Below are 9,369 nucleotides of genomic sequence, written 5' to 3'. Positions count from 1 at the left end.
CCCGACCTTCGCCGATGGGCGGCGGCCGGGCAGGTCGGTGGGGCGCGCGCGGCGCCGTGCGCTCAGCGGCGGTCCGCCGTCTTCTGGCCCGTCGACGGCACGCCCGAACCCGTCGACCCACGGACCGGCACCGACCTCGGGGCAGCGGTCGTGGACGTTCGTGTCGCGGGTCGAGGCATCCGCCGGGTGGGCGGGCATGGCTGCGGCGAGATCCACGTCGAACCTGACGGAACCGTCCGGCAGGAGGGCGTCGTAGCCGACGAACCGCAGCGGCCGTCGGCGCCATCTCGACGAGCCACGGAACGCCGTCGCGCGGACAGCGACGGGACGGTCGGGCGATTCGCGCATGGATCGATGGTGGCACATCGGGTCTCCGTGGTTCAGCACCCGGATGCTTCCGACGTCCCTGCCGCCAGCGCGGTCGTGCTCCGGCGGTACGCTCGATGAGGCGCCACCCGAACGGGCGCCTGGGGGAGGCCACGGGTGACGATCGATCTGGCGAGCATGCTGGTAGTGGCGGTGATCGTCTGCGCCGCCTGCGGGATCTTCTACGGACTCGACAGTGCGCGAACCCTCGCCGGACGCCACATGGCAGCCTGGATGTCCGGATTCGCCACCACCCTGCTCTCCGCGGTCAGCTACCTCGCCGCCACGCTCAATGGCGACTCGGTATGGATCGTCGCCGTCGCCAACGCCGCCATGGTCGCCTCGATCGCCGCCCTGTGGGTCGGGTGCCGGCTGTTCAACGGTCGACGCAGCCTCGTGCTGCTCGGCACCCTCTTCGTCGGCGTGACGGCGATCTCCGCCGTCCTCGACCCCACCGACGACCCGGAGTGGGCCGGCACCATCGCTCGGCTCATCTCGCTCACCATGCTGTCGCTCCTGGTCGCGTACGAGGCGCGACGGGGGCGGATGCGAACGGCACCGGCGTCACTGGTGCTCGTCGTGGTCATGATCCTGCACGCGGTGTTCACCGCCGTGCGCCTCGCGGTCTACCTCACGGCGGGTCCTCACTCGGAGATCTTCGAGCAGCTGTTCAGCACGCCCATCGTGACCTACATGAACCTCGTGTTCGTCGTCGCGATCGCCGTCGGCCTCGTCCTCCTGCGCTCCTGGGAGCGCAAGCAGCGCCTCTCCTCGGAGCGGGTGGGCGTCCGCGCGGTGGGGCGCCGCGCGTTCATCGCCGAGGCGACCCGACTCCGCGAGGGGCAGCAACCCGATCGTCGCCTCGCGATCCTCGTGGTGGCCATCGACGGCTACGGCGACCTCCGCCGCGCCTACGGGATGGCGACGGCGGGGGAGCTGGAGGCACTGCTCGCAGCCGCGGTCTTCCGTGAGCTGCCGGCCGGGTCCGTCTGCACCCGCGTGTGGAGCGGGACGATCCTCGTGGCCACGTCGGTCGAACCGGGGCCGACCGGCCTCTCGGGTCTCCACGACCTCGCGGCACCGATCGCCGCCGGCTACCGGGAGGCCGTGACGCAGCAGCTCGACGGCTTCGCCGGCGCTGCCAACCTCGGCGTCGCGGTGGATTCGGCCGCGCCGACACCGGTCGAAACCCTCGTGTCGATCGCACGCACGGCCCGAGCCGACGCGGAGCGGCGAGGCGAATCGGTGCGGGTCGTCGAGTCCGCGCCGGAGACGCAGGACCGCTGACGGCGGGTGCTACTCAGCGACCCTGGCGCTTCTTGTACGGCAGCGGCTCGCCCTTGACCTTCGGCGCGCGACCCTTGCCCTTGTTCGCCTTGGCTTTGCCGCCCGGCGCAGGAGCCGACTTCGCTGCTGCTGCCGCTGAGGCGTCGAGTTGGCGACGTGCCTCGATGAGGAACGCGTAGCCGGCGTCCGTCAGCTGCGTGGATTCCACGTCGCGAGCGAACAGTTCCGCTCCGACGCTCTCCTCGAGCTTCCGGACGTCGGCGACGACGGTGCTCCGCGGCACACCGAGCGCCTTGGCCGCCTTCGCGAAGTGGAGGGTCTCCGCGGAGGCGACGAAGGAGCGCAGCTGCTTGTGATCCATGCCCTCAGCCTACGGTCACGGCGTCAGGCTGCCGACCAGTGTCGCGTCAGCCACCCAGCTGGTCGCGTCGACGACGTCGCACGATCACCGAGGCGATACCCGCGAGCAGACCGAGGCCGAGCAGGGAGCCGGCCACGATCGCGAGCGTGGATCCCTGGAACCCGGTGTCGGGGAGCCTCGTGATGTCTCCGGCCGGAACCGCCGGCTGACCGGGGACCTGCGGGGTGCCCGGCGGGACGATGACGATCGTCGATTCGATGGAGTCGTCGGGCGCGCCGCCGTTACTCGCGGTGATGGTGACCGTGTAGGTCCCGGGCGTCGTGGGCGTGCCGGTCACGCCACCGGTCACGCTGTCGAGGACGAGTCCCGGGGGCAGGGCACCCGAGGTGACCGTGTACGTCGCGTCGGGGCTGCCCGTGGAGGTGACGGTGCTGTCATACGTCGTACCGACGGTGCCGCCGGGGAGCGGAGCGGAGGTGATCTCCGGGCTCGTCGTCACGACGGAGCCGCTGCCGTCGTCGCAGCCTGCAGGACGGGTGATGACCGTGTTGTCGAGCGTCACAGCACCGGTGGATGCGAGCAGGCGACCCTCGACGACCGTGCCCGATTGCGTGGAGATGGACGCGTCGGCGAGGATCGTGCCGACGAAGGGCGCGCCTCCGCGGAGCGTGGCCGAGCTGCCCACTCGCCAGAACACGTTGCAAGCACTCGCGCCGCCGACGAGGGTGACCGAGGAGCCGACGGCGGTGTCCAGCGTGCTCGCGGCCTGGAAGACCCAGACGGACTCTGCGGCGCCGGTGAGCGTCACGTTGCCGGTGAGGGAGATCTCTCCGCCTGCATAGACGCCGGGCTCGAGGTTGAGGCCGGTGAGGTCACCGACCTGCTGCGGGGCCGGCGTGAGACTGGAGGCGGTACCCATCGCGATGAGGAGGTCGTTCTTGGCGGTGGCGGCGACCTCGTTGGTCACATCCTGGATGCCGTTGACGATGCCCGGCGGGAAATTGGTCACGGCGCTCCCCGGGCTCAGCCCGAGGTCGCCGTTGATCGTGGTCGGGGAGTCGGTGTTGGTGACGGTCGACCCTGCGAGCACGCCGTACTTGGCTGCCGTGCCCAGGTTGATCGGGCCGTCGATCGTGGTCGCGGCGTTCGCCGGTCCGGCACCGATGGCCAGGAGTCCGACGGTCACGACTGCCGCTGCGGCGAAGAGCCGTGGGCGAGTGCGAGCGGGTCTGGCGCTGCGGGCGGGTGGAGAGAGTTCGAGGCGCATGAAGGCCCCTTCCGTGTGGGAGGGGCGCGAAGCCAAAGAGGATGGCGACATCAACCGCAACTGCTCCCTGTGTAACACCTTCGGGGGGCGCCCAGTCGGTTAGTGCGGAACGCGTACCCGATCGTGATGTCGTGCTATTCGCGGGCGGGCGCGAGGGTGGCGCGGAATGAACGGTCTCCTGCGCTCGGCCCGAGTGAGACGATTGACCCATGACTGCAACGCTCGTGGCCCAAGGCCTGGCCGGAGGACACGGCCACCGCACCCTGTTCGACGGCCTCGATCTGACGGTGGCACCGGGTGACGTCATCGGCGTCGTCGGGATGAACGGCGCGGGGAAGTCGACCCTGCTCCAGCTCCTCGGCGGCTCCCTCGAACCGCAGGCAGGCACGATCACGCTGTCGCCCTCCGACGCCTTCGTGGGCGCGCTCCCGCAGGAACACGAGCGCGTCGTCGGCGAGAGCATCGCCGCTTACATCGCCCGGCGCACCGGCTGCGCTGCGGCGACAGAGGCGATGGACGCGGCCGCCGCGGCGCTCGCCGAACCCCCGCAGGCGGGCGCGGACCCCGCGGACGTCTACTCCGCCGCCCTCGACCGCTGGTTGGCGAGCGGCGCGGCCGACCTCGAGGAGCGGATCCCCGCGGTCCTCGCCGACCTCGGGCTGGACCTCGACGCGGACGTCACGACCACGATGATGACCTCACTGTCCGGTGGGCAGGCCGCTCGCGTTGGACTGGCGGCGCTGCTGCTGTCGCGATTCGACATCGTCCTCCTCGACGAACCGACCAACGACCTCGACCTTGACGGCTTGGAGCGGCTCGAACGCTTCGTGCAGGGATTGCGCGGGGGTGTGGTGCTCGTCAGCCACGACCGCGAGTTCCTCGCCCGCTGCGTCACGCGCGTCCTCGAACTCGACCTCGCGCAGCAGAGCAACCGCGTCTTCGGGGGCGGATACGAGGCGTACCTCGAGGAGCGCGAGGTCGCCAGGCGGCATGCCCGCGACGCCTATGACGAGTTCGCCGACAAGAAGGCCGATCTCATCGGTCGCGCCCGGGTGCAGCGGGAGTGGTCCAGCCAGGGCGTGCGGAACGCGATGAAGAAGGCGCCCGACAACGACAAGATCCGGCGGAAGGCCTCGGCGGAGTCCTCGGAGAAGCAGGCCCAGAAGGTCCGGCAGATGGAGAGCCGCATCGCCCGGCTGGACGAGGTCGAGGAACCGCGCAAGGAGTGGCAGCTGCAGTTCACGATCGGCAGCGCACCGCGTTCGAGCACGGTCGTCGCGACGCTGTCCGAGGCCGTCGTCCGGCAGGGCGATTTCCAGCTCGGCCCCCTGTCGCTCCAGGTGAACGTGGGCGATCGCATCGGCATCACCGGGCCCAACGGCGCCGGCAAGTCCACCCTGCTCGCGACGCTGCTCGGTCGTCGCGAACCCGACGCGGGCAGCGCGAGCCTCGGCTCGAGTGTGCGGATCGGCGAGATCGACCAGGCCCGCTCACTGCTCGTCGGCACGGAGCCGCTCGCCGACCGCTTCGAGGCGATCGTGCCCGACCTCAGTCCGGGAGAGGTCAGGACGCTGCTGGCGAAGTTCGGGCTGAAGGCCGACCACGTGAACCGGCCCGTCGACGAGCTGTCACCGGGGGAGCGCACCCGCGCCGGGCTCGCCGTGCTCCAGGCGACGGGGATCAACCTGCTGGTCTTGGACGAGCCGACGAACCACCTCGACCTCGCTGCGATCGAACAGCTCGAGGAGGCACTCGAGAGCTACGACGGAACACTTCTCCTCGTCACCCACGACCGCCGCATGCTCGACACCGTCCGGATCGAACGGCGGTGGGTCGTCGAGGCCGGCCAGGTCGCGGAGCGCTAGCCCGCGGCGGTACCGCTCAGAGGCCTCGGAGGAGCGCGTCACGGAGTTCGGGTCCGATGTCCTCGGGAACGTCGATCTCGACCGCGAGCGCCTGGATCGCCCGGCTGTAGTAGTTGCGAGCGGCCGCAGCGAGCGTGATGTCGAGGATCTCCCGGTCGGAGAAGCCGTGCTGGCGCAGGGTCAGGCTGTCGGCGTCGGTCATCCGGTCCGAGTCGCGACCCACCCGTTCGGCGTAGGCCATCATCGCGACCTCCGCCGGGGTCAGGCCGGCGTCGTGATAGTCCGCCGCGATGCGCACGAGTTGGTCCTCCTCGAACAGCGCAAGCGATCTCCGGCCGTGAGCGAGACGGCAATGCCGTGACCGCGTGCCTCGCGCCGCGGCGAGCGTCACGAGCTCGTAGCGTCGCAGGCCGAGCGGTCGGGCGATCTCACCGATCAGCGCCTCCCACGCGGCGTAGGCCCCGGGGTTCAACGCCATCACCTTCGTGTGCGCCGCGACGAAACCCTGGTCGGCGATGTCGTCGTCGTACATCGCGGCCGTCGTCGCATCGGCATCGGCTTCGGGGATGGTGTGGAGGATCGACATGTCGGCCACCTCGTCGGAACGGGCCGCGGGCCGGGCGTCCGCGGCTACCGTTCATGATGGCACTCGAGATCGGCGCTGTCAGAACCCTTTTCCGGTTGGTCTCGGCGATCACATCGGCATCACCGGCCCCGGTTGTCGCCGGGGAGACCCGCGCCCCGACAATGAGCGAGGACCCCGCGGCGTTCGCCAGGCGGGGTCCTCGTCGTTCAGAGGGCGCGTCAGTCGCGCAGCTGCTCCTTGTAGTCGTTCTTCGCCTCGGTGGTGTCGCGCTCGGCTTCGGCCTTCTTCACGTCGGCCTCCGCCTGCTTCACCTTCGCGTCGGCCTTGGCCTCGTCGACCTTGTCGCCGATCCGGTCCTTGGCGTCTTCGACGGTCTCGCCGATCTTCCGGCCGGTCGCCTCAGCAGCGTCCTTGGCGTTGTCCAGGAATCCCATGTCAGCTCCGTCTCTGATCCCGACTCTCGGTCACCGTTCCAGCCTCGCGGGCCCGCGCCCGCGAGGCAACCACTTGTGTTCCGAGGCGTGGACGGCTAGATCATGAGACGATCCGGCGCGCGGGGGCGCCGTCGCTCAGGGGGCGGGGGCGCCACCGTCGGTCGGGGTCGCGTGCGGCAGCCAGTCCTTGAGGATGACCTCCTCCGGGTCGACCAGACGTTCGGTGTGGAGGTCGTACTCCGGGTCACGCTCGGCGAGGAACCGGGTGACGGCGTCAGCGTCCTCGTTGTCGTGTCGACGTCGTGCGCGGTCTGCCGCGTCCTGCTCGGTGCTCATGGATCCCACCGTAGCTCAGCCTCCGGCGGAGGGTGCCGCCAGACACCCGGCGTCGGACAGCCGTCACCGAACGCGCGGCCGGATCCGTCCGGTCGGTCGTCGTGGGGTTCAGCGGAGACCCGCGACGGCCTCCACCGAGGCGACGACGGCGCTCGCCGTCCGGTCCAGCTCGGCCGCGGTGACGGCGGCGGTCCAACTGAAGCGCACGGCGGTCTGCGCGACCTCCGGAGCGATGCCGATCGCGAGGAGGACCGGTGACGGCTCGTCGCTGCCGGCGGCACACGCGGAGCCGCTCGAGGAGATGACGCCCCGCCGTTCGAGTTCGAGGAGGACCGCCTCGCCGGAGGTCCCGGGGAACACGAACGATGCGATACCCGGTAGGCGTCGTTCGGGGTGGCCCGTCAACCGAGCACGCGGGACCTCGTTCAGGACCCTCGCGATGAACGCGTCACGCAGTCCGCTGACGCGGTCCACCGCTTCCACCCGATCACGCTCGGCGAGCTCCAGCGCCGTCGCGAGCCCGACGGCGGCGGCCACCTGTTCGGTCCCGCTCCGGCGACCGCGTTCCTGACCGCCACCGTGCAGGAGCGGTTCCAACGGCAGGGAGCCGCGCACGGCGAGCAGTCCGACGCCCTTCGGAGCACCGAGCTTGTGGCCGGCGAGGCTCAGCGCGTCCACGCCGAGGCGATCCAGTCCGAGCGGCAGCCATCCCGCCGCCTGCACGGCGTCGGTGTGGAACGGGACGCCTGCGGCCTGGGCGACGCCTCCGAGCGCCGACAGGTCCTGGACCGTGCCGATCTCGTTGTTGGCCGCCAGCACCGAGACGAGCACTGTGTCCGGCCGCAGTGCAGCGGCGATGTCGGCCGGGTCGACCAGGCCGGTCCCGTCCACCGGGAGGACGGTGGCCTCGACCCCGTGGAACCGCGTGAGGTACGCGACCGATTCCGCGACCGCCTCGTGCTCGATCGGCGAGGTGACGACATGGCGTCCGCGATCGAGGGCCGCCAGGGTGATGCCCTTGACCGCGAGGTTGTCCGCTTCGGTGCCACCCGAGGTGAACACCACGTCCCCAGGTCGGACGCCCAGCACGGTCGCGACGCGTCGCCGGGCGTCCCGCAACGCCCCGGCCGCCGCCTCGCCGACGGTGTGATGGCTCGACGGGTTGCCGAAGGTGCTCGTCAGGTACGGCCACATCGCCTCGAGCACCTCCGGGCGCACCGGCGTCGTCGCGGCGTTGTCGAGGTAGAGCATCTCAGTCGACCGAGACGTCGAGCCCGAGGTCGAGGGACCGGACGCTGTGGGTGAGGGCACCGGAGGAGATGACATCGACGCCGGTCTCCGCGATGGCCCGCACCGTCGTCAGCGTCACGTTCCCGCTCGCCTCCACGATGGCGCGGCCGGCGATCAGCGCGACGCCCTCGCGGAGCTGGTCGACGGTGAAGTTGTCGAGCATGATCGTGTCGACGCCCGCCGCGAGCACCGCCTCGATCTGGTCCAGGCGGTCGACCTCGACCTCGATCGTCGTCGTGTGCGGGAGCTCCTCGCGAGCCCGCAGCAACGCCTCGGTGACCGTCAGGCCGCGCTCGAGGAGGACCGCCAGGTGGTTGTCCTTGACCATGACGGCGTCGGAGAGCGAATGGCGGTGGTTGTGCCCGCCGCCCGATCGCACCGCGTGGCGCTCGAAGACGCGCAGGCCCGGGGTCGTCTTCCGGGTGTCGACGATGCGGGCGCGGGTGTCGGACACGGCTTCGACGTACGCCGCGGTGATGGTCGCGATGCCGCTCATCCGCTGGACGAAGTTCAGGGCGACGCGCTCAGCGGTCAGGACGGCACGCGCCGGACCCGACACCATGGCGATGGTGTCACCCGCAGCGAACCGTTCGCCGTCGGCGACGAGGAACGCGACCGTGATGCGTGGGTCGGTCAGTCGGAACGCCGCCTCGAACACGGCCGAACCGCTGAAGACGCCCGCCTCGCGGGCGGCCAGGGAGGCCGAGGCCGTGGCGTCCTCCGGGATGAGGGTCGCCGCCGTCAGGTCGCCCCACGGGGCGTCCTCGACGAGAGCCGCGGTGACGGTGGTGTCGATGAGATGTGGGGTCAGCATGGTGCGAGCACGGTTCCGTTCACGGATGGGTGGGTGGTGGGCTGGGGCGCGTCAGCCGGGGTCGCGAGGGTGATCGCGATCGGCGACGCCTGATCCGGATCGACACCGGGATGGTCGTCCCGGGCGTGGGCACCGCGTGACTCGGTGCGCGCGAGGGCAGCGGCGACAACGGCCCGGGCGAGCAGCAGGAGGTTGCGGTCCTCGGTGGCCGCGACCGACCGTGGCGCGGTGACGACGTCATCGAGCTCGGTCGACCAACGGTCCAGGGTCCGGCGCGCGAGCTCAAGACCACGCGCGTCACGGACCAGCGCGGCATCCCGCCACATCACGGCGTGGAGCGCCGCGCGGCTGAAGGGCTCGACGGCGTCCGTTGGGAGCCCGGGATCGTCATCGGCCGCACGGGGATCCAGGACGACCCGCTGACCGCCGAGCCTCGGGCGACCGGCGATCAGACCCGGTGCCGCATCGATCGCCGCGACGGCGCGGGCCGCGAAGACGGCACCCTCGAGGAGCGAGTTGGAGGCGAGGCGGTTGGCCCCGTGGACGCCCGTGCGAGCGACTTCGCCCACGGCGAGGAGCCCGGGCAGGGTGGTCCGGCCGTCGAGGTCCGTGGCGACACCGCCCATCCAATAGTGTGCGGCCGGGGCGACGGCGACCGGTGTGCGCGACCAGTCGACGCCGGAGGCTCGGAGGTGCTCGTCGATCCCCGGGAACCGCGCGGCGAGGCGGTCCGCACCGAGCGCGGTCGCGTCGAGCGTCACCG

At 71.1% G+C, this 9,369-nt stretch carries 11 protein-coding genes; 2 read left to right on the top strand and 9 right to left on the bottom strand.

All coding sequences use genetic code 11. The features are described from left to right. Positions 1 to 348 (bottom strand): hypothetical protein (locus IFT89_RS18785; protein WP_202939718.1); only part of this gene is annotated, 348 nt, incomplete at its 3' end. Between the two features lie 135 nt (positions 349 to 483). Between IFT89_RS18785 and IFT89_RS18780 the strand changes: the two genes are divergently transcribed. After that, positions 484 to 1,653, top strand: coding sequence for a hypothetical protein (locus tag IFT89_RS18780; RefSeq protein WP_202939717.1), 1,170 nt, complete (start codon positions 484 to 486; stop codon positions 1,651 to 1,653). A 13-nt stretch (positions 1,654 to 1,666) separates the two neighbouring features. Here IFT89_RS18780 and IFT89_RS18775 read toward each other — a convergent pair whose 3' ends face one another. Both IFT89_RS18775 and IFT89_RS18770 read right to left on the bottom strand, forming a co-directional pair. Beyond that, positions 1,667 to 2,014, bottom strand: coding sequence for a LysR family transcriptional regulator (locus tag IFT89_RS18775; protein WP_064296432.1), 348 nt, complete (start codon positions 2,012 to 2,014; stop codon positions 1,667 to 1,669). A 46-nt stretch (positions 2,015 to 2,060) separates the two neighbouring features. Then, entirely contained in the window at positions 2,061 to 3,281 is a 1,221-nt protein-coding gene (locus tag IFT89_RS18770) for an ice-binding family protein (protein ID WP_202939716.1), read from the bottom strand. Positions 3,282 to 3,490: 209 nt separating this feature from the next. On the opposite strand from IFT89_RS18770, the gene IFT89_RS18765 reads away from it, so the two are divergent. Then, a complete protein-coding gene (locus tag IFT89_RS18765) occupies positions 3,491 to 5,146 on the top strand; it encodes an ABC-F family ATP-binding cassette domain-containing protein (RefSeq protein ID WP_202939715.1) in 1,656 nt (551 codons plus the stop codon). Between the two features lie 16 nt (positions 5,147 to 5,162). Here IFT89_RS18765 and IFT89_RS18760 read toward each other — a convergent pair whose 3' ends face one another. The 6 genes from IFT89_RS18760 to IFT89_RS18735 all read right to left on the bottom strand — a co-directional run. Then, complete coding sequence (locus IFT89_RS18760; RefSeq protein ID WP_202939714.1) at positions 5,163 to 5,732, bottom strand: carboxymuconolactone decarboxylase family protein; 570 nt, start codon at positions 5,730 to 5,732, stop codon at positions 5,163 to 5,165. Positions 5,733 to 5,950: 218 nt separating this feature from the next. Then, a complete protein-coding gene (locus IFT89_RS18755) occupies positions 5,951 to 6,166 on the bottom strand; it encodes a hypothetical protein (RefSeq protein ID WP_079705518.1) in 216 nt (71 codons plus the stop codon). 135 nt (positions 6,167 to 6,301) lie between these two features. Next, entirely contained in the window at positions 6,302 to 6,502 is a 201-nt protein-coding gene (locus IFT89_RS18750; RefSeq protein WP_064296429.1) for a hypothetical protein, read from the bottom strand. Between the two features lie 108 nt (positions 6,503 to 6,610). Next, positions 6,611 to 7,753, bottom strand: a complete 1,143-nt coding sequence (locus tag IFT89_RS18745) for a cysteine desulfurase family protein (RefSeq protein WP_202939713.1) — start codon at positions 7,751 to 7,753, stop codon at positions 6,611 to 6,613. Between the two features lies 1 nt (position 7,754). Then, the gene (nadC, locus tag IFT89_RS18740) at positions 7,755 to 8,606 is read right to left on the bottom strand and encodes a carboxylating nicotinate-nucleotide diphosphorylase (protein ID WP_159878220.1); all 852 of its coding nucleotides are present in this window, start codon (positions 8,604 to 8,606) and stop codon (positions 7,755 to 7,757) included. Further along, on the bottom strand, positions 8,600 to 9,369 hold a 770-nt coding region (locus IFT89_RS18735), incomplete at its 5' end, for an FAD-binding protein (protein WP_202939712.1). The genes nadC and IFT89_RS18735, both read right to left, overlap by 7 nt.

It is taken from the genome of Plantibacter sp. CFBP 13570, from assembly GCF_014841395.1.
GTDB classification, from domain to species: domain Bacteria; phylum Actinomycetota; class Actinomycetes; order Actinomycetales; family Microbacteriaceae; genus Plantibacter; species Plantibacter auratus.
The sequence above is the reverse complement of the archived record's forward strand: the minus strand, read 5'-3'. Positions and strand labels throughout refer to the sequence as shown.